This is a genomic window from Sorangium sp. So ce185 (genome assembly GCF_051526825.1).
In the GTDB taxonomy this organism is placed as follows: Bacteria; Myxococcota_A; Polyangia; order Polyangiales; family Polyangiaceae; genus Sorangium; species Sorangium cellulosum_D.
This window is the reverse complement of record NZ_CP150316.1, coordinates 1,043,323-1,062,370: the sequence shown is the minus strand read 5'-3', so window position 1 is coordinate 1,062,370 and position 19,048 is coordinate 1,043,323. Positions and strand designations below refer to the sequence as shown.

Genomic DNA, 19,048 nt, shown 5'->3' with positions numbered 1-19,048 from the left:
GTGGTATGCGGCGGACATGGGGTTGCTCGCGATCTGCGGCTCGATCACCGCCGATCTCCTCGGTTACGGCCCGCGGCTGCCGCGCCCGGGCGAGTCGGTGCTGGGCCGCCGCTTCCTCGTCGCGCCGGGCGGCAAGGGCGCGAACCAGGCGGTCGCGGCGGCGCGCTCCGGCGCCCGCGTGCGGCTCGCGGGCGCGCGCGGCGACGACGCCCACGGCGAGCTCTGCGCCGCCGCGCTCGCCACCGACGGCGTGGACCTCTCCGCCGTGGCGATCCACCGCGGCGCGACGACCGGCGTGGCCCTCATCTGCGTCGACGACGCCGGGGAGAACCAGATCCTCGCGATCCCCGGCGCCAACGCGCTCGTCGCGCCGCCCGCGCCGTGCGGGGCCTCCGTCTGGCTGTGCCAGGGCGAGATCCCGGCCGAGGCCATCGCCGGCGTGCTGTCGGCCGCGCGGGCGGACGGCGCGCTGTCGATCTGCAATCCATCGCCCGTCAACGCCATCGACCCCGCGCTCGTCGGCCGGTTCGATCTCGCCGTGGTCAACGAGCTCGAGCACGAGGCGCTGCGAGGCCACCTGCCGGAACGCGTGGTGCTCACCCGCGGCGCCCGCGGCGCCGTGCTGCTGCCCTCGGGCGAGGAGCTCCCCGCCCTCCCCGCGCGCGCCGTCGACACGACCGGCGCAGGGGACGCGCTCGCGGGCGTGCTCGCCGGCGGGCTCGCCGCCGGGATGGCCATCGAGGCCGCGCTGCGCCTCGCGATCGCGGCGGCGGGCATCTCGGTCGAGCGCGAGGGGTGCCAGCCCTCCTATCCGACCCGCGCCGAGGTGGAGCGCCGCCTCGGCGCCTCTCCGGGCCCGTGATCGCCGCTCCGCCCGACCTTCCCGGCGGGGGGCGCCCCCCTCACGCCGGATGAACGCTCGCCTCCGCCCGGGCCGGGTGCTCCGCGATCCATCGATTCAGGAACGCCGCGCTGTCGTCCCAGCCCGCGCGCATCTCCTTCTCCATGATGCCCTCGAGCATCCTGCCGAACCCGAAGATCTTCGCCTCGATCGTCGCCCTCGCCACGCGCGTCACCTGGCCGGGGCCCGACGGCTCGACCCGCAAGGTGCCCGAGTTGCGCAGCCGATCGGAGAGCAGGCTCGGCGCCATGGTCCAGCTCCACGTCCGCGCGGCCTTGTCGAAGACGCTCTCCTCGACGTAGCGGAAGTTCGGCCCGAGCATCGATTGAATGGCGGCGGGCAGCGCGTGGATACGGGGCTGCCCGACCGCCTTGCGCACCCGCGTGCGCTCGTCCTCCCGCTGCTCCAGCACCTCGAACGAGGGGAATTTGAGGACGTCGCGGTACATCTGTTCGTTGACCTCACCGCTGAAGAACAGCTCCCAGAAGGTGTCCTCGTCGCAGCGGATCACGTGCCTCGCCTCGATGTGGATCATGCGTTTTCCCTCTCCTGCGCACACCTTGGAGCCGGACGAGCCGACTGACAACCGGCGCGAGGAAGCTCGGCGCAGATGTTTTGACGCCGCCCGCGCGCGGACGCCGCGTGCGCGCGGATGCCCGCGCGCCGCGAGAGAGGCAGAGGACACGAGGGCACGCCGTCGATCCGCCGAGGTGCGGTTTCTGCTGGCGACACATCTCAAGGCCGCCTGCGCTCAGCGGCGCGGCGCTCCGGGCTCATCGGTAGAGGCCGCTTGACCGAGGTCGGGCGCCGGCCAATGATGGATTGATGATGATGCGAGAGAGGCTCTCCTCCTCTGCGAGCTCTGCGAGGAGAGGCGAGCGCGGCGAGGCCCGGCGCCGCCCTTCACCGCGGCAGGTCGAGCGCTGGTGATGCGGGTGAAGCGCGCTCGTGGGGGTGCCGCCCTCGCGCTCTCGATCTCCCTCTCCCTCGCCGCAGGCGCGCTCGCGGCATCCGGCTGCGCCGAGCCCGCCGCGGTCCGCGCGGCGCCGGCCTCGGCCCACGGCGCGGCGCCGGCCTCGGCGCACAGCGCGGCGCCGGCCGGAGGCGCCGCCGGCGGGCCTTCGCCCGCGGAGCCGGCTCGCCCGGCGGCGCCGGCGCCGGCGAGCGCCGGGGGGCGCCGCGCGAGCCTCCAGTTCGAGCTCAACGAACGCCCGTTCCCCTCGCCGCTCATCGATGCCGTCGTCGCCGGCCAGCCGACCGCGCTGCTCGTCGACACCGGCGCCTCCCACCACGTGCTCGCCCGCTGGCTGGCCGACGAGCTCGCGCTGCCGCTCTCGACGGCCGGCGACGTCGCGGTCGATCACGCGGGCAGGCCCCTGCCGGTCTCCCGCATCGAGCGCGCGACCATCGCGCTCGCCGGGTGGGGCTCGGTGGACGCGCCCGCGCTGCTCGTCGTGCCCGTCCCCGACGCGCTGCAGCGGCTCGGGATCGGCGGCGTCCTCGCGCCGCAGGCGCTGGCGGGGCCGGGCCGCGCGGTCGTGCTCGACCTGCGCGAGGGCCGGATGATCGAGGCGCCCCGCGACGAGGCCGCCCGCGCGCTCCGGGCGCGGTTCGGCGAGGCCGCGGTCGCGGAGCTCGGCCACTGCGGCGGCCCGAACCAGGGCCACGAGATCACCGCCGCGGCGACGGTCGACGGGATCGCCGTGACGCTGAAGGTCGACTCGGGCGCGTCGCAGACCTCCCTCTTCGCCGCCTCGCCCGCGGGGAGGCGGCTGTCGCACCGGGCGGCCGGCGGCCGGAGCGCCTACGCCGCCTCCGGCAAGCACACCGTTCCCGTGCTGTCAGGCGCTCGCCTCCACCTGGCGGGGTTCGACGCCGCCGCGGAACTCGATCTCTTGCCCGGCGAGCGGCGGGGGGCCTGCCCGTCGGACGGATTTGCCGGCATGGATGTGCTCCGCAGCTGTGTGCTGCTGCTCGCCGAGGACGGCGGCCTCGCGGCCTGCGCCCCGCGGTGAGCGGAGCGCGCGCGCTGGCGCGTTGAGGGCCGCGGCCCTGGCCGGGGCCGAGCCGCCGAGGGGCGCGCCATGCCCCAGCGAGGTCGCGATGCGTCGTGGTAGAAGAGGCGCACGCGTGGACGTCCGGTCGCCGCGGCGGGGGAGGGATCCAGCTCGCCGCGGCGCGGAGGCGTCGCGCGGTGGTCGGGAGGCATCATGTCGACAGGTTTCGAGTTCTTGACCCAGGATGACGAGCGGCTGCTGCTGGAGAAGTCGACCTGCGTCACCTACCGACCGGGCGAGCAGATCCTCGAGGAGGGCTCGCGCAGGCAGGGCATCTTCATCGTGCGCAGCGGCCTGGTCGGCGTCGAGGTCGCCCACCTCGGGCGCGGCGTGGCCCTCCGCCAGCTCGGCCCCGGCGCGATCTTCGGCGAGATGTCGTTCCTCGAGAGCGCCGCCGCGAGCGCCTCCGTCGTCGCCCGCGAGGAGTGCACCCTCGACGTGATCGAGGGCCCGTATGTCCACTCGCTGCTTGCCTCCGTCCCCGGCCTCGCGGCGCGCTTCTACCAGTCGCTCGCGATCATGCTCGCCCAGCGCCTCCGCGAGAACACCGCGATGCTCCCCCCGCTCCTCGTCGAGGACGTGCCCCAGGTCAACCGCTTTCACGCGGCGAGGACGGGCCAGGCCGGCACCAACAACATCCCTCCGAAGCTCATCGACACGGTCGAACAGTTCAAGTTCGAGATGATGATCGCCGACAGGATGGTCAAGGAGGCCAAGCACCCCGAGGCGGAGATCCAGGAGAAGGTGAGCGCCGCGTGCCAGACGATCGTGTCCGCGCTGCGCGAGCACATCGAGCGCGAGCGCCACCTCGAGAAGGGCATCGGCGCCTACGTCTTCCGCGAGACCTTCTCGCTCTTCATGCTGAGCCGCACCGTCGACCGCTGCTACACGAAGCCGCGCGGCTACGCGGGCGATTTCTATACGATCGAGATGATGTACAACGACGAGCCCGCGGGCGACGGCCGCCTCGGCCGCTTCATCGACCATTGGGGGCTCGAGCTCGAGGCCTGCCGCGCCGTCAAGAACAGGCGCGGCGTGCTGAGCCGCGCGCTCCGGGAGGCCTGCCGCGTCCACGGGCCCGGCCAGGTCCTCGTGACCAGCCTGGCGAGCGGCCCCGCCCGCGAGCTGTTCGACCTCTTCGCCGAGGGGGGCGAGCCGCCCGACATCAAGGCGACGTGCATCGATATCGACAACCAGGCCCTCGCCTACGCCGCCGGCATCGCCGAGGAGCTCGGCGTCATGGACCGCTTCAGCTTCGCCCAGGACAACGTGGTGCGGCTCGCCCACGGCCGCGGCAGGACGGTGCTCAAGCCCCAGCACATGATCTACAGCATCGGGCTCACCGACTACCTCCGCGACGACCTCGTCGTGAGCCTCCTCAACTGCATGCACGACAAGCTCCTCCCCGGGGGCATCGCGGTCGTGGGCAACTTCGGGGTGAACAACCCGAGCAAGGCCTTCATGGACCACGTCCTCGAGTGGGAGCTCATCCATCGCAGCGCCGATGATCTCAAGACGCTGTTCACCCGCTCCAAGTTCGGCAGCACCCCCGTCGAGGTGCGCGCCGAGGAGGCGCAGGTCAACCTGTTCGCGTTCTGCACCAAGACGTGACGCGCCCGCGGCGGCGCAGCGCGCCTCGCGCGGCGGCGCGCCCGCGCCGCCGCGGCCTCAGCGGAGCCAGCGCACCTCGTACTCGCAGGTGGGGTGTCCCTCGAAACGGCACCTCGTGTGGAGGCTCTGCCCGCCCCGCGCGCCCGAGAGCCGGAGCGCGTTCTCCTGCCACGCCGGCACGGCGTCTCTGCAGATCTGGCGCCCCGGATCGGACTGAGGATCGACGCCGAGGTAGAGGATCAGGCGGAAGAACCGCTCGCCCTCCGCGAGCGGGGCGAGCCGGCCCCCGTTGAAATACATGCCCCACATCACGCCGGCCTGCCGCATGACGAGCGCGGGCGTGCCGAGCTTGATGAGCACCTTGTGCGCCAGCGTCAGGTCCTGCTCGGCGACGTAGGCCGCGAGATCGCGGATGACACCGGTCTTGTTGGGCCACCTCGAGATCTCGTCCGCGATGGCGTTCCAGACCGCGACAGGGTACCAGCTGTGCGCCACGAGATCGGGCGAGGAGAAGACCGCGCGGGCGGCGGCGGGCAGCTTGGCGTCGAGGACCGACATGGCCTGGCTCCCCCACCGCGTCTGCAGGTAGGTCCTCGTATGCATGAGCGCTGAGCCCCGGATCTTCATCGAGACGGCCGCCCGTCCAGGATAGATGCTCCCCGGCCGCTCGGGCCAGCGCGGAGCGGTGGCGCCGGAGCGCGTCGCGGCGCGCGCGCGGACACACGCGCGCACACGCGGCGCCCTCCGGCGCCGCCGCTCCGGCGTGTGTGCGCGTGTGTCCGCGCGCGCGCGCTCACTGCAGGCGCTCGGCGGCCGCCGGCGGCGGCGCGTCGCCCGGGCCCTTCGCCCGCCGCGCCTGCGCGGACGCGTCGAGCACGGCGCGCACCGCCTTCGCGAGCTGCGTGGGCGTGTACGGCTTGGAGAGGAAGTGGACGGACCCGTCGAGCAGATCGCCCGGGAAGAGGGAGTCCTCGGTGTAGCCCGACGCGTACAGGACGGGCAGCGGCGCGCGCGCGCGGGCGAGCGCCGCCGCGAGCGCGGGGCCGCGCGCGTCGGGCAGGACCACGTCGCTCACGAGCAGGTGGATGGCGCCCGCGTACGTGGCCGCGAGCGCGACCGCCTCCTTGCCGTTCCGCGCCGCGAGGACCGAGTAGCCGAACGAGCGCAGCGCGGTGACGCAGAGGTCGCGCACCTGCGCCTCGTCCTCCACGACGAGCACCGTCTCCCCGCCCCCCGAGACGGCGCAGGGCGCCCTCGCGGGCTGCTCGGACGGCGCGCCGCGCACGCGCGGGAAGCAGATCGTGAAGCGCGTCCCCTGGCCGGGGGCGCTCGAGAACCAGATGTGGCCGCCGTGCTGCTTCACGATGCCGTGGCACGTCGCGAGCCCGAGCCCCGACCCCTTGCCCGGCTCCTTCGTCGTGAAGAACGGCTCGAACACGTAGTGCCGGATGGCGTCGTCGATGCCCTGCCCGGTGTCCGTGACCGTGAGCTCCACGTAGTCGCCGGGCTCGATCTCGGGCCTCGACGCCGCGTCGCCCGCCTCGATCGTCGTGTTCGCGGTCTCGATGGTCAGGCGCCCCCCGGCGGGCATCGCGTCGCGCGCGTTCACGGCGAGGTTCATGAGCAGCTGCTCGAACTGGCCGCGATCGATGTGGATCGCCCAGATCTCGCTCCCCGGCAGCACGGCGAGCTCCACGTCCTCGCCGACGAGCGGGCGGAGGAGCGGCTCGACGCCGAGGATGAGCGCGTTCGGGTCGACCACGGTCGGCTGGATGAGCTGCTTGCGCGCGAACGCGAGCAGCTGCCGCGTGAGCGCCGCGGCGCGCTCCGCGGCGGTGCCGATCTGCGTGAGGTGATCGACCACGGGCGACGACGGCGGCACCTTGCGCACCGCGAGCTCCCTGTGCCCGAAGATCGCGGTGAGCATGTTGTTGAAGTCGTGCGCGACCCCGCCGGCGAGGCGCCCGATCGCCTCGAGCTTCTGGCTGTGCAGGAGCTGCTCTTCGAGGCGCCGGCGCTCGGTGATGTCGAGGCTCGTGCCGACGAGCCCCGTGATCGCCCCGGCGTCGTCCGTGAGCAGCTGCGCCGCCATCTGCACGTGCCGCAGCTCCCCGGTCGACGGGCGCACGACGCGGCACTCGACGGGGCTCGCGATGCCGAGCGGCGACGCGCTCTCCGCGCCGCCGAAGACGCGGTGGCGGTCCTCCGGGTGGATGAGGCTCGCGAAGAGCTCGAACGTCGGGCGCACCGACGGGTCGACGCCGAGGATGTGGAAGAGCTCCTCGGACCAGCGGACGGTCCGCGACGCGAGGTCGTAGGACCAGCTGCCCACGTGCGCGATGCGCTGCGCCTCGTTGAGCATGCGCTCGCTGCGGCGGAGCTCCTGCTCGGCGCGGCGGCGCTCGGTGAGGTCGACGACCGCGCCGAAGAACCGGGTGGGCGGGCCCGCCCCCTCGACGACGGGCAGGCTGCTCAGGAGGCACTCCCGCACCGCGCCGTCCCGGTGGCGCACGCGGAACGCGCTCGCGCCCGTTCCCTCGCCGGTCTCGATCGCCAGCTCCAGGCCGGCGCGCATCTGCTCCCGGTCGTCGGGGTGGACGGCCGCGAGAAACGCCTCCGTCGACGGCTTGTCCGTCGCGGGATCGCAGCCCAGGATCCGGAACAGCTGCCGCGACCACGTGACGTGGTTCGAGCCGATATCCCAGAGCCAGTTGCCCATCTGGGCCGCCTGCTCGGCCTCGTCGAGCTGCGCCTCCGACCCGATGGCGACGGCGCCCCGCGCGCTGCCCGGCTCCGCGGGCCGGTCCGGGCTGGAGCCGCGCTGGCGTGACGCCTCGGCGCGGGACAGCGCCTGCTCCAGCTCGGCGACGCGCGCGCGGAGCGCGTCGAGCTCACGGCTCGCAGCCGCGCTCATGGCCGTTCTGTCCCTCGTCGCGGAGCGCCGGTGCTCATGACGCGCATTGTATGCCGCGGCGCGCCCCGCGGGGGATCCCTCTTCTGCGGCGCGCCCCGCGGTCGCGGCGCGCGAGCGCGCCTAGCCCCTTCGCCGCACGAGCAGCGTTCGCGTGATCTCCACGACCTTTTCCTTGACCCTGCCGTCGGCCTTGCCGAGCTCGGGGGTGAACAGATCGGCCCCCTGCTCGAGCAGCGCGCGCGGCGGCGTGTTCTTCACGCCGACGATCCGGAACGTGACGCTCCCCGCGCCCGCGCCGGCCTCTTCCCGGGCGATCACCTTGGACGCGGCGAAGAGCGTGTCGCCCGCGAGGACGCCGCTCGGGTGGGCGCCGTCGTCGAGGCCGAGGTCCCACACGCCGCACCCGGCCGTGTCCCGGCTCGAGAGCGCGAGCACCCACGACAGCACGAGCCCGCCGTGGACGACGCGCGTCTTCGCGAAGGAGCTCGCCCTGCAGTACTGCTCGTCGAGGTGCAGCGGGTGGGAGTTGCGCAGGAGGGTCGCGAGCTGCATGTGCTCGCTGTCGCCGACCGTCCGGCCGACCTCGTGGGTGAGCACGTCGCCCACCTCGAAGTCTTCCCAGGAGCAGGCGAAGCCGCCGTGGCGCGCCGGCGGCGCGAGCGGGCCGCCGAGCTCTCTCGGCAGGCGCCCCGGGGGCTCGTCCGGCTGCACGACCGCGTGCGGCGCGTCCGCGGGGCGCTCCGCGACGCGGCCGGGGGGCACGAGCGCCTTGCGCTCGAACGAGCAGACGAGCTGCCCGTCCTGGTTCACCACCTGCGTCCGGACGTGCACGACGCCCTTGTCGCCCGTCGACACCGGCTTCTTGCCGATGACCATCGAGCTCGCGCGCAGCGTGTCCCCTGGGTAGCAGGCCTCCGGGAACCGCACGTCGATGTACGCGAGGTGCGCGATCGCCTGCTCGCTCACATCGTGGACGCTGAAGGAGATCCCGAGGTTGAGGAGCAGCAGCGGGCTCACCGGCCTGTCCCTGAGCCCCACCGCGCGGGCGGCGACGCGGCTCGAGTAGGTCGGGATCGCGTCCTGGAACGAGGCCGCGAAGAGCGCGAGCATCCCCTCGTCGACGGTGACGTCCCAGGGGTGGGCGTACACCGCGCCGACCGTGAAATCGTCGAGCTTGCGGCCGTAGCGGGGAGAGCGGACGCGGACCATCGGTCCGCGCGATCATGGCACAGGCGCGCACCGCTGACGACGGCGCCGCCCGCGCGCGCTGGCCCGGCGGGGCGCGGGCGCCCACGGCCGCGTGCGCCCGCGCGCTCCTCCGCGCCGGCGCGGGCCCGCTCAGGGCAGCGATCCTTCGAGCAGGGCGCGCGCGATGCCCTGCGCGAGCACCTCGCGCGTGCCGAGGTGGAACGCGAGGCTGCGCGCGTCGAGCAGGAGCCGCGCCGGGACCGAGCTCTCGGCATAGCCGTTCGCCCCGTGGATCTGCATGCAGGCGTCGGCCGCGTCCCACGCGGCGCGGCTCGAGAACAGCTTCGCCATGGCGGACGTGAGCTCGCACGGCTGCCCCGTGTCCGCGGCCTGCGCCGCGGCGCGCGTGAGCTGGCGCGCGGCCGCGACGCGGGCGATGAGCCCGCCGATCCGGTGCGCCACGCGCGGGAAGGAGATGAGCTGCGACCCGAACTGCACGCGCGTCCTGGCCCGCTCGAGCGCGAGCTCCAGCGCGGCCTGCGCCACGCCCACGCCGCACGCCGCCGCGTAGACGCGGCCGATCGCGAGCGACCGCTGGACCTGGGCGATGCCCTCGCCCTCGCGCTCGCCGAGCAGCGCCTCGCGGCCCACCTGGAGCCCATCGATCCGGAGCTCGTAGTGGCCCATGCCGCGCTGCCCGAGCGCCCGCAGCTCGGCCCCGGCGATCCCCGCGTCCGGGAAGTCGGCGCCGGGCGCGCCGCGCCGCTTGGCGATGGCGAAGAGGCTCGGCCCGAGCGGCTGCTGCCCCTGTCCGCCGGGCGCCGTCGTCCTCGCGAGGGTGAGCACGAGGTCGGCGCGCGACGCGCCGGTGACCCAGGTCTTCTTGCCGGTGATGAGGTAGCTGCCGTCGGCCTGGCGCTCGGCGCGCGTGGCGACGCGCGCGAGGTCCGACCCGTAGGCGGGCTCCGAGAGCGCGAGGGCGCAGCGCGCCTCGCCGCCCGCGATGCGCGGCAGCCAGGTCCTGCGCTGGAGGTCCGTGCCGGATCGGGCGAGGAGATCCGCCGCGATGGAGGCGGTCATGGTGAGCACGCCGAAGCCGAGCGACCCGCGCGCGAGCTCCTCGACGGCGGCGGCCATGGCGGCCGCGCCGAGCCCATCGCCGCCGTGCTCCGGCGCGGTGGCCAGCCGGAACACCCCGAACTCCCCCATGCGGCGGACGATCGACTCCGGGATGAGCCCGTTGCGCCGGTGGATCTCCGGGGCGAGCGGCTCGACGAGGCGCTCCACGAAGTCGCGCATGTTGTGCCGTATCCAGCCGACGCGCTCGTCCTCGGCGCCGCCGCAGCCGGGGATCCCTTGCTCCGCGGCCGTGCGCGCGAGCGCCGCCACGGCCGCGCCCGACCCCGCGTCGCGCGCCCACGCCGTGACCGCGGGGTGCCCGATCGCCTTGGCGACCTCGTCGTCGCGGAGCTCGAGCTCGCCGAGCGGCGCGATCTCTCCGCCTCCCAGGTCGACGCCTCCGCGCAGCGAGAGCAGCAGCGCTCCGGCGTGCGCCTCGGCGACGGCCCTGGCCTCGCCGCCCGCCTCGCACGCCCAGCTGGCGAGCGATCTGCAGGCCTCGATCTCCGCGTAGAGGTGGGCGAGCGCGTGGGCTGCGAGCTGGTGTCGATCGAGCAGCATGCGCGACACGTGCAGCGGCACGGCGGCGCTCGGCCGGACGAAGCTCGCGCTCCTCGGCGCGCCCCGGAGGCCTGCGTTGGTCGGGCTCCCGACGTCCACCACCCGGTCCCGGAGCCGCCCTCGCGCGACGCGCGCGAGCTGCTCGACGGAGGTGATCGCCTCGCGCATGCCCCCTGGGCTGTCGGCCTCGAGCTTGCGAGAAACGATGGTGGCGTGCTGCTCCCGAATCGCCCTCATCCCCAATCCCCCCGATCGCGGACTACGACCCACCCCTTGCTTCACGAGGCGCAGGGCATACCCCCTCTGCGCCGCCCCACGCTCATGCCCGCCGCGGCAGGCGCGGAAAGGTCTGCCGAGGATGGCACTCCAAACACCGTTCGTCGAGCCGGCCCGCACGCCCTCTGTCTCGAATCGACGTCGCATTAAGGCCTTTCCCGAAGCCCGTTGTTCGCTTCCGTCCGGCGACGCGCAGACAGCCCTGTTCCTCCGCAACCCCTAAGTCTCGGACGGCCCGCGAGCTCCCTCTTTCAAACCATCGTAGGCCCCTCGGTGTGTGTTCGCGCCGGGCGCGGACGGGCTGATGTCTGGAGCCCGGCCATAAGCCTCGGACGGCCCCCCTTTGAACAGCCGTAGGCCCCCTCGGTATGTGTAGTCGCGCCGGGCGCGGACGGGCTGATGTCCGGAGCCCGGCCATAAGCCTCGGACGGCCCCCCTTTGAACAGCCGTGGGCCCTCCGGTCGAGGCCGGCTACGCCGAGCTCACGTTCGGAACTGCCGCCCGCACAGCGCACGCCCGGAGGAGCCTATCCCCCAGCTCGACCGCCCACGACCGCACGTCGTCGGCCCGCGGGCACTGCGGCACCGACTCGACCGCGTCCTGGATGAGCCGCTGGAGCAGCCGCGTCGTCCCCGAGAGCCCGAGCTCCAGCGCCGTGTTCGGCCGCCCCAGCGCCTCGTCCCGCCCCGCCGGCTTGCCCATGTCCTCCGGCTGGCCGATCAGGTCGAGCACGTCGTCCGCGACCTGGTACGCCTCGCCGATGCGCTGCCCGAGGTCCCGCCAGGCCGCCCCATCCTGGCCCGCCGAGAGCGCGCCCAGCGTCGCCGCCGCCTCGAACAGCGCCCCCGTCTTCGCGCGCCGGTACGCCGACAGCGCGACCTTCCCCTCCGACTCCCACGCCTGCCCGGCGATGATCCCCTGGGGCATCCCGACGCCGCCCGCGAGCACCTCGAAGAACCGGATCGCCCGCCGCGCGTCCGACACGCCGCTCGCCACCGCGTGGAAGGCGCCGCGCGCCAGCGCCTCGAAGGCGAGCACGATCAGCTGATCGCCGGCGAGCACCGCGATCGGCTCGCCGAAGGCCCGGTGGACCGAGGGCTGGCCGCGCCGGATCGGCGCGTCGTCGAAGCAGGGGAGGTCGTCATGGACCAGCGACGCGCAGTGGATGAGCTCGACCGCCGCCGCCGCCGCGTCGGCGACCTCCGGCGCCGGATCGCCGTACGCCGAGGCGACGGCCAGGCAGAGCCGTGGCCGGATGCGCGCGCCCCCAGGGAAGACGGCGTGGTGGGTCGCCGCGAGGAGCCCGGGAGGCGACGCGGGCGAGGAGAGCGACTCGATGGCGACTAGAAGGACGCGCTCGATCCGGCGATCGAAATCCATATCGGCCGAGTTTTGGGCGATGATCGAGGGATTGTCAATAGTTTGAACACTAGTTAAACAAAGTATAGACAAACCACCCGCGCCGGGTACACTGCGGCTCCATGGTGGACACAAGAGATCGCGTCGTGGTGATCGGCGGGGGCATCGGCGGGCTGACCGCGGCCGCGCTCCTGGCGTCGAACGGGCTCGACGTCGTGCTACTCGAGCGGGCGCCGCGCGTCGGCGGAAAGATGCGCGAGCTGGCCATCGGCGATCGCCGCCTCGACGTCGGCCCGACGACGCTCACGATGCGGTGGGTCTTCGACGAGATCTTCGCGTCGCTCGGGCTCCGCTTCGTGGACTGCGTGCCGCTCCGCCCGGTCGAGACGCTCGCGCGCCACGCCTGGCAGGACGGCTCGACGCTCGATCTCTTCGCGGACCTCGAGCGCAGCGCGGACGCGATCGGCGCGCTCGCGGGGGCGCGGGAGGCGGACGGGTACCGCCGGTTCTGCCGGTACGCGCGCGAGATCTTCGACGTGGTGGAGGCGCCGTTCCTGCGCGCGGAGCGGCCCACGCTCAAGACGATCCTGAGCACGGCGGGCAGCTTGGGCCTCGGTGGGATGATGAAGATCGACGGGCACCGCACCCTCCACCGCGCGCTCACCGACTTCTTCGCGGATGCGCGCCTGCTCCAGCTGTTCGGGCGGTACGCCACCTACTGCGGCTCGTCGCCATACCTCGCGCCGGCCACGCTGAGCTTGATCGCGCACGTGGAGCGCGAGGGCGTCTGGTCCCCCGAGGGCGGGATGTACCGGGTGGCCGAGGCGCTCGCCGCGGCCGCGACCCGCGCCGGGGCGACCCTGCGCTGCGGCGCGCACGTCGCCGCCATCGAGGACGGCCGCGGCCGCGCGACGGGCGTCGTGCTCGAGGGCGGCGAGCGCATCGAGGCCGACGCGATCGTGATGAACGCCGACCCGGCGGCGCTCCGGAGCGGCCTCTTCGGCCAGCGCGCAGGCCGCAAGGCCCCGGCCGAGGCGCCGCGGTCGCTCTCGGCGCGCACCTTGGCGCTCGTCGCCGAGGTGAGCGGCTTTCCCCTGCTCCGGCACAACGTCTTCTTCTCGAGGGACTACGAGGCCGAGTTCCGCGACCTCTTCGATCGCGCCGAGACCCCGCGCGACCCCACCATCTACATCTGCGCCGAGGACCGCTGGAACCAGCCGTCCCCCGAGCTCGACGCGGCGACCGCGCCTGCGCCCGCACCTACAGAAGAGCGCCTGTTTTTCATCGTCAACGCCCCTGCGACCGGTGATATGCACACCCCCTCATCCACGGAGATCCACGAATGGGAACAGCGCGTGTTCCAGCAACTGCAGCGGTGCGGCCTCTCGCTGAGGAGCACCAGCCCCTCCCCGGTGTCGACGACGCCGGCGGACTTCGAGCGCATGTTCCCGGCGACGGGGGGCGCGCTGTACGGGCCGGTGTCCCACGGGTGGAACTCCACCTTCGCGCGCCCGGCCTCGCGCTCGAAGCTCCCGGGCCTGTACTTCGCCGGCGGGAGCGCGCACCCGGGGGCGGGCGTGCCGATGGCGGCGCTGAGCGGCCATCTCGCGGCGCGGAGCGTGATGGAGGACCTCGCTTCGACCTCGAGATCCCGAGCGGCGGCTACGCCTGGTGGTACCTGGACGCGGTGAGCGACGACGGCCGGAGCGCGATCACGATCATCGCGATGCTCGGGAGCGTCTTCTCGCCGTACTACGCCAGGGCCCGCGCGCGCGGCGCCGCGGACCCGCTCATGCACTGCGCGATGAACGTCGCGCTGTACGGCCCGCGCGCCGATCGCTGGGCGCTGACCGAACGGCCGCGGGGCGCCGTCGTCAGGGCGCCGCGGTCGCTCGCCATCGGCCCGAGCGTGATGGAGTGGTCCGGGGGCGAGCTCCGCGTCGCCTTCGACGAGGTCACGGCGCCGGTCCCCTCGCGCCTCGCCGGGACGGTGCGCCTCCGCCCGTCCGTGCCCGAGCCCGCGGCGCTGGGCGCGCGCGCCGGGGTCGCGCTGGACCGGTGGGGGCGGCACCGCTGGTCGCCGCTCGCGCCGATCGCGCGCGCCGAGGTCGAGCTCGCGCACCCGTCGCTGCGCTTCTCCGGCAGCGCCTACCTCGACACGAACGCCGGCGACGAGCCGCTCGACCACGCCTTCGAGCGCTGGACCTGGTCGCGCGCGGTCGGCTCGGACGGCATCGCCCTCACCTACGACGTCCGGCGCCGCGACGGCACGCGCATGCTCCTCTCGCCCGCGTTCGACGCGAGGGGCGGCGCGCGCGAGCTCCCGCCGCTCGCCCCGCGGCCGCTCGGCGACACGCGCTGGGGCATGGCGCGGGACATCGCCGCCGACCCGGGCTCCGCGCCGCGGCTCCTCCGCACCTACGAGGACACGCCGTTCTACGCGCGTTCCCTCGCGGCCGCGACGTTCGGCGGCAAGCCGGCGACGGTCGTCCACGAGGCCCTCTCGCTCGACCGCTTCGTCAGCCCTTGGGTGCAGCTCCTCCTGCCGTTCCGCATGCGGAGGGCGCGATGACGCTCTCGCTCGCGATCTGGATCGCCACGGCGCTCGCCGCCTTCGCGATCATGGAGGTGTGGGCCGCGCTCCTCCACGGCAGGGTCTGGCATCACGCCCTCTGGAGCATCCATCGCTCCCACCACACGAAGCGGCGCGGCGCCTTCGAGCAGAACGACGCGCTCGCGTTCCTCCACGCCCCGATCGCCGCCGGGCTCATCATCTACGGCGTCGACGGCGCGCCTGGGCCGCTGCGCGAGGCCGCGTTCGGCTTCGGCCTCGGCATGACCGCCTTCGGCCTCGCGTACGTCCTCGTCCACGACGGCCTCGTCCACCGGCGGCTCCCGGTCTCGGGCCTCGCGCGCATCCCCTACCTCGCGCGCGTCCGCGACGCGCACCGCGTCCACCACAGCACCGGCGGCCCGCCGTACGGCCTGTTCCTCGGGCCCCTCGTCCTCGCGCGCCGGGCAGCGACGGGCGCCGCGGAGGACGCGCCCCCTCAGCGCGCGCGGTAGAGCTCCCGCGCGAGCCCCGCGCCCCAGCGGCCGATGGCCCGGAGCGGCAGCGCGCTCACGACCTCGCGGTACACCTCGGGCCGCCGCGCCGCCGTCTCCCGCAAAAAGCGAATGAAGTCGGCCGGTTGCATCTCGTCGCGCAGCAGCGCCGCGTAGGCGTCGTCGCCCATCGCGTGGAGCACGGCGAACGCCGTGTTGAGGAGCGCGTTCATCTCCCCTGCCCTCGCCCCGCCGGCCGGCCTCGCCATGAGGGCCGCGAGCGCGCCCGTGCCCGCGTGCACCGGCGCGTCGCGCGCCGCGCTCGGCGCGCTCGGGTCCGCCACCGCGCGCGCCAGGTCGGCCGCCGTGGTCGCGAGTTCGCGGACGTTCGCGCCGAAGCCGCAGAACGTCAGCGGCGAGTGCCGCGCCGCCGCGTCCCCCACGAGCCGCACCCGCCGCCCCGGCGCGCGCGGCGCGGGCGACAGCCGCGACCAGCCGGGGATGAACCCGAACGTCGGCCGGACGAGCCGCGCGTCGCCCTCCTTGTACCGCGAGAGGAGCCGGAAGAACCGCGCGTACAGCGACAGCAGCGCGCCCGGCCCGACGTCCCCGGAGCGCGCGTAATAGAAGAGGTAGACCGTCGTCTCGCCCGGCCGCCCCGGGAACGCCTCCCAGAGGTGCTGCCGGCCCTCCTCGACGTCCTCCGTGGTGGCGAGGATCTCGCCGACGTCCGGCCGGATCCGCCGCTCGCCGTCGCCCTCGGCGAGCCCCGCGAGCACGCCGCCCACCGTCGGACAGACGAGGTCCGCGGTCGCGTACGGGCTCGCCGCGCCGCGCGCGTCGACGAGGAGCCGCGCGGACAGGCCGCGCGGCGCGGCGCCCGGCCGCGCCTCGGCCACCGCGAGCGCGACCGCGTCCGGCCCCTCCGCGTGCCCCAGCAGCGCGTGCCCGTCGAGCAGCGTCACCCCGAGCGCCTCGGCCCGGGCCCGCGCCGCGGCGAGCAGGCCCCCCGCGTCGATGGCGTGATCGAGCACGCCGCGCACCGGGTACGTCCCGCCGCCGTGCCAGCGGCACAGCCCCTCGACGTAGCGGGCGATCACGAGCCGCTCCACCTCGCCCGGCGCGAAGATCCTCGACGCCTGGAGCGCGGCCACCTCGGCCGTCCCGGCGTTCCACTCGCGGTGCGCCGCGCCGATCCGCGCCCGGTCGAGCACCGCGACCCGCAGCCCGGCCGACGCGAGCATCGGCGCGAGCAGGAGCGACAGCCCGCCGCCCGCGATGACGACGTCGAAATCGACGGCGGCGCCCCGGCCCGGCGGCCGCGGCGCCGCCGCCGGCCGCGAGGGCTCGGCCCGCGCCGCGTCGAGGTGCTCGAGGCGCGCGAGCAGCGCCTCGCCGCCCGCCTCGCGCACGCGCGCCCGCGCCGCGTCGAGCTCCCGCGCCGCCGCGCCGCCCGCCCCGGCGCTCATCGCGCCGCCTCCAGGAGGAAGCGGACCTCGTCGAGCGGCGGGGCCGCGCCGTGCTCGCGCTCCTCCGCCGGCGCGACCGGCCTGCGGACGAGCGCCTGCAGCACGAGCCACAGCTTGCGGCCGGGCGACACCACGGCCCGCGCCGACACCGAGTCGAAGCCGCGGCGCGCGATGGCGCGCCCGATGTCCGCGTAGATCAGCCGCGCCGCCTGGATCGCGGCGCGGCAGTCGCGCGGCAGCATCGGGATCCCGGCGCCCGCGCGGCGGTAGAGCACCTCCGCCTCGTCGAGCAGCCGCGCGACGATCCGCCCCAGCCGGTCGTCGAAGGCGGGCCGCAGGAGCCACGCGTCCGGCTCGATCCCGGCCTCCCGCATCCACGCGAGCGGCAGGTAGATCCGCCCGCGCCGGGCGTCCTCTCCCACGTCGCGCGCGATGTTCGTGAGCTGCATGGCGACGCCCAGATCGCACGCCCGCGCGAGCGCGTCGGGCCCGCGCGCCCCCATGAGCGTCGACATCGTCGCGCCCACGGCGCCCGCCACGCGCGCCGCGTAGGCGTTCAGCTCCGAGAGCGTCTCGTAGCGGCGCCCCTCCGCGTCCCACGCGAACCCCTCGAGCAGCGCCTCGATGAACGCGCGCGGCAGCGCGTGCGCCGCCATGACGTGGGCGAGCGCCCGGTCGACGGGGCCGTCGTCGGGGTTGCCCATCGCCGCGCGCGCGAGCCGCTCGCGCAGGGCCGCGACCGCCGCCGCGGCCGCGGACGGCGGGGCGTGCTCGCCGAGCTCGTCGACCGCGTCGTCGGCGACGCGGCAGAACGCGTAGAACGCCGCCGCCGGCTCCCTCACCCGCGCGGGCAGGAGGAGCGCCGCGGCGGCGAAGCTCTTCGACCCCTTGCGCAGGAGCGCCCTGCACGCGGCGAAGTCCGCCGCCGACGCCTCAACCGAAGGTCGATGCATCCGGCACCACCCGATCCAGCACGCGCGCCGACGAGAGCACCCCGGGCAGGCCGGCCCCCGGGTGCGTCCCTGCCCCGACGAGGTAGAGGTGCTCGACGTCCTCGCTCGCGTTGTGGGGCCGGAAGAAGGCGCTCTGCGTGAGCACCGGCTCCGGCCCGAACGCCGCGCCCCGGAACGACAGCAGCCGGTCCTGAAAATCCTGCGGCGTGAGCAGCCGCGAGCTCGCGAGCGCGCCCTCGAGCCCCGGCAGGAGCGTCGCCTCGAGCAGCGCCGCGATCGAGCGCCGGTAGCGCTCCTGGGTCGCGGGCCAGTCCGTGCCGCTGAGCAGGTTCGGCACCGGCGACAGCACGTAGAACGCGTCGCACCCGGGCGGCGCGAGGGCCGGGTCCGTGGCGGTCGGCCGGTGCAGGTACAGGCTGAAGTCGTCTGCGAGCACGTGCCTCTGGAAGATGTCCTCGAGCAGCGGCTTGTACCGCGGGCCGAGGAGGATGGTGTGGTGCGCGACGTCCGGGTACTGCCGGCGCGTGCCGAAGTACCACACGAAGAGGCTCATCGAGTAGCGCTGCCGCTCGATGCGGCGGTCGGTCCAGCGCCTCCGCGCCTCGGGCGCCACGAGGTGCCGGTACGTCCACGCCGAGTCCGCGTTCGAGACCACGACGTCGGCCGCGAGCCGCTCCCCCGACGCGAGCTCGACGCCCCGCGCGCGGCCGCCCTCGACCGAGATGCGCCGCACCTCGGCGCCGCACCGCACCGACCCGCCGAGCCCCTCGATGAGGGACACGAGCCCGCGCACGAGGGCGCCCGTGCCGCCGATCGGGAAGTGCACGCCCCAGTTGCGCTCGAGGAACGCGATCAGGCTGTAGATCGAGGTCGTCGAGAACGGGTTCCCGCCGACGAGCAGCGGGTGGAAGCTCAACACCTGGCGCAGGCGGTCGTCCTTCACGTGCTTCGCGACGAGCCCGTAGACCGTGCGGTAGCTCTCGAGCCGCATCATGTCGGGCACGATGCGCGCCATGTCCGTCCACGACCCGAACGGCACGTGCGCGAGCTCCTCGAACCCGACGCGGAAGATCGCCTCGCTCGTCTTGACGAAGCGCTCGTAGCCCGCGACGTCGCCGGGTGACAGGCGCGCGACCTCGGCGCGCATCGCGGCGGCGTCGCCCGTGTAGTCGAAGGTCACGCCGTCGTGGAAGCGGATCCGGTAGAACGGCGTCACCGGCCTGAGATCGATGTCGTCGGCCATCTTCCGGCCGCAGAGCTGCCAGAGCTCCTCGAAGAGGAACGGCGCCGTGATGACGGTCGGCCCCGCGTCGAAGGTGAAGCCGTCCTGCCGGTGGACGTACGCGCGTCCGCCCGGCGCGTCGAGCTTCTCGACGACCGTGACCTCGTAGCCCCGCACCCCGAGCCGCACGGCCGCCGCGAGCCCCCCGAAGCCGCTGCCGATCACGACGGCGCGCGGCCTCGGACCCCGGCGGCCCGCCGCGCGCGGCGCTCGCGCCGGTGCAGCCCCGTCCTCGCCTGGCGAGGCGCCAGGCCGCTCTTCCTGCGCCGACGAAGCGCTGGTGTTTTGCATGGCGGCGAGTATAATGTTTGTC

Annotated in this window: 15 protein-coding genes; 6 read left to right on the top strand and 9 right to left on the bottom strand. The window is 74.6% G+C overall.

Features of this window, described 5'->3' with window-relative positions; all coding sequences use genetic code 11:
- Positions 1-16 precede the first annotated feature (16 nt).
- Positions 17-862 (top strand): ribokinase, encoded by an 846-nt coding sequence (locus tag WMF26_RS04080; RefSeq protein WP_437999217.1) that lies wholly within the window; start codon positions 17-19, stop codon positions 860-862.
- Between the two features lie 40 nt (positions 863-902).
- Here the strand turns inward: WMF26_RS04080 and WMF26_RS04075 are convergent, their stop codons facing one another.
- Positions 903-1,436 (bottom strand): DUF2505 family protein, encoded by a 534-nt coding sequence (locus WMF26_RS04075; protein WP_437999216.1) that lies wholly within the window; start codon positions 1,434-1,436, stop codon positions 903-905.
- Between the two features lie 394 nt (positions 1,437-1,830).
- Between WMF26_RS04075 and WMF26_RS04070 the strand changes: the two genes are divergently transcribed.
- Positions 1,831-2,916: a pepsin/retropepsin-like aspartic protease family protein gene (locus WMF26_RS04070; protein ID WP_437999215.1), complete on the top strand. Its 1,086-nt coding sequence runs from the start codon at positions 1,831-1,833 to the stop codon at positions 2,914-2,916.
- 195 nt (positions 2,917-3,111) lie between these two features.
- Positions 3,112-4,569 (top strand): cyclic nucleotide-binding domain-containing protein, encoded by a 1,458-nt coding sequence (locus WMF26_RS04065; RefSeq protein ID WP_061621590.1) that lies wholly within the window; start codon positions 3,112-3,114, stop codon positions 4,567-4,569.
- A 57-nt stretch (positions 4,570-4,626) separates the two neighbouring features.
- Here WMF26_RS04065 and WMF26_RS04060 read toward each other — a convergent pair whose 3' ends face one another.
- The 5 genes from WMF26_RS04060 to WMF26_RS04040 all read right to left on the bottom strand — a co-directional run bounded on the left by WMF26_RS04060 (position 4,627) and on the right by WMF26_RS04040 (position 12,007).
- On the bottom strand, positions 4,627-5,172 hold the full coding sequence (locus tag WMF26_RS04060; protein WP_148313296.1) for a hypothetical protein: 546 nt from the start codon (positions 5,170-5,172) through the stop codon (positions 4,627-4,629).
- 190 nt (positions 5,173-5,362) lie between these two features.
- Complete coding sequence (locus WMF26_RS04055) at positions 5,363-7,483, bottom strand: ATP-binding protein (protein ID WP_437999214.1); 2,121 nt, start codon at positions 7,481-7,483, stop codon at positions 5,363-5,365.
- 120 nt (positions 7,484-7,603) lie between these two features.
- Positions 7,604-8,692 (bottom strand): MaoC family dehydratase, encoded by a 1,089-nt coding sequence (locus tag WMF26_RS04050; RefSeq protein ID WP_437999213.1) that lies wholly within the window; start codon positions 8,690-8,692, stop codon positions 7,604-7,606.
- 129 nt (positions 8,693-8,821) lie between these two features.
- A complete protein-coding gene (locus WMF26_RS04045; RefSeq protein ID WP_437999212.1) occupies positions 8,822-10,588 on the bottom strand; it encodes an acyl-CoA dehydrogenase family protein in 1,767 nt (588 codons plus the stop codon).
- A gap of 510 nt (positions 10,589-11,098) precedes the next feature.
- Positions 11,099-12,007 carry a polyprenyl synthetase family protein gene (locus tag WMF26_RS04040; protein WP_437999211.1) on the bottom strand — a complete coding sequence of 303 codons (909 nt, stop codon included), beginning with the start codon at positions 12,005-12,007 and terminating at the stop codon, positions 11,099-11,101.
- A gap of 101 nt (positions 12,008-12,108) precedes the next feature.
- On the opposite strand from WMF26_RS04040, the gene crtD reads away from it, so the two are divergent.
- Genes crtD through WMF26_RS04025 form a run of 3 tightly spaced genes read left to right on the top strand, consistent with a single transcriptional unit; the run spans position 12,109 to position 15,052 of the window.
- A complete protein-coding gene (crtD, locus tag WMF26_RS04035; RefSeq protein ID WP_437999210.1) occupies positions 12,109-13,677 on the top strand; it encodes a 1-hydroxycarotenoid 3,4-desaturase CrtD in 1,569 nt (522 codons plus the stop codon).
- A complete protein-coding gene (locus WMF26_RS04030) occupies positions 13,674-14,558 on the top strand; it encodes a carotenoid 1,2-hydratase (RefSeq protein ID WP_437335884.1) in 885 nt (294 codons plus the stop codon). Before crtD ends, WMF26_RS04030 begins: the two co-directional genes overlap by 4 nt.
- Positions 14,555-15,052 carry a beta-carotene hydroxylase gene (locus WMF26_RS04025; protein ID WP_437999209.1) on the top strand — a complete coding sequence of 166 codons (498 nt, stop codon included), beginning with the start codon at positions 14,555-14,557 and terminating at the stop codon, positions 15,050-15,052. Before WMF26_RS04030 ends, WMF26_RS04025 begins: the two co-directional genes overlap by 4 nt.
- Here the strand turns inward: WMF26_RS04025 and WMF26_RS04020 are convergent.
- Genes WMF26_RS04020 through WMF26_RS04010 form a run of 3 tightly spaced genes read right to left on the bottom strand, consistent with a single transcriptional unit; the run spans position 15,037 to position 19,026 of the window.
- Complete coding sequence (locus tag WMF26_RS04020) at positions 15,037-16,500, bottom strand: lycopene cyclase (protein WP_437999208.1); 1,464 nt, start codon at positions 16,498-16,500, stop codon at positions 15,037-15,039. The two genes, WMF26_RS04025 and WMF26_RS04020, sit on opposite strands and share 16 nt — an antisense overlap.
- Positions 16,497-17,453: a phytoene/squalene synthase family protein gene (locus WMF26_RS04015; protein ID WP_437335881.1), complete on the bottom strand. Its 957-nt coding sequence runs from the start codon at positions 17,451-17,453 to the stop codon at positions 16,497-16,499. Before WMF26_RS04015 ends, WMF26_RS04020 begins: the two co-directional genes overlap by 4 nt.
- The gene (locus tag WMF26_RS04010; RefSeq protein WP_061626664.1) at positions 17,434-19,026 is read right to left on the bottom strand and encodes a phytoene desaturase; all 1,593 of its coding nucleotides are present in this window, start codon (positions 19,024-19,026) and stop codon (positions 17,434-17,436) included. Before WMF26_RS04010 ends, WMF26_RS04015 begins: the two co-directional genes overlap by 20 nt.
- Between the last annotated feature and the right edge of the window lie 22 nt (positions 19,027-19,048).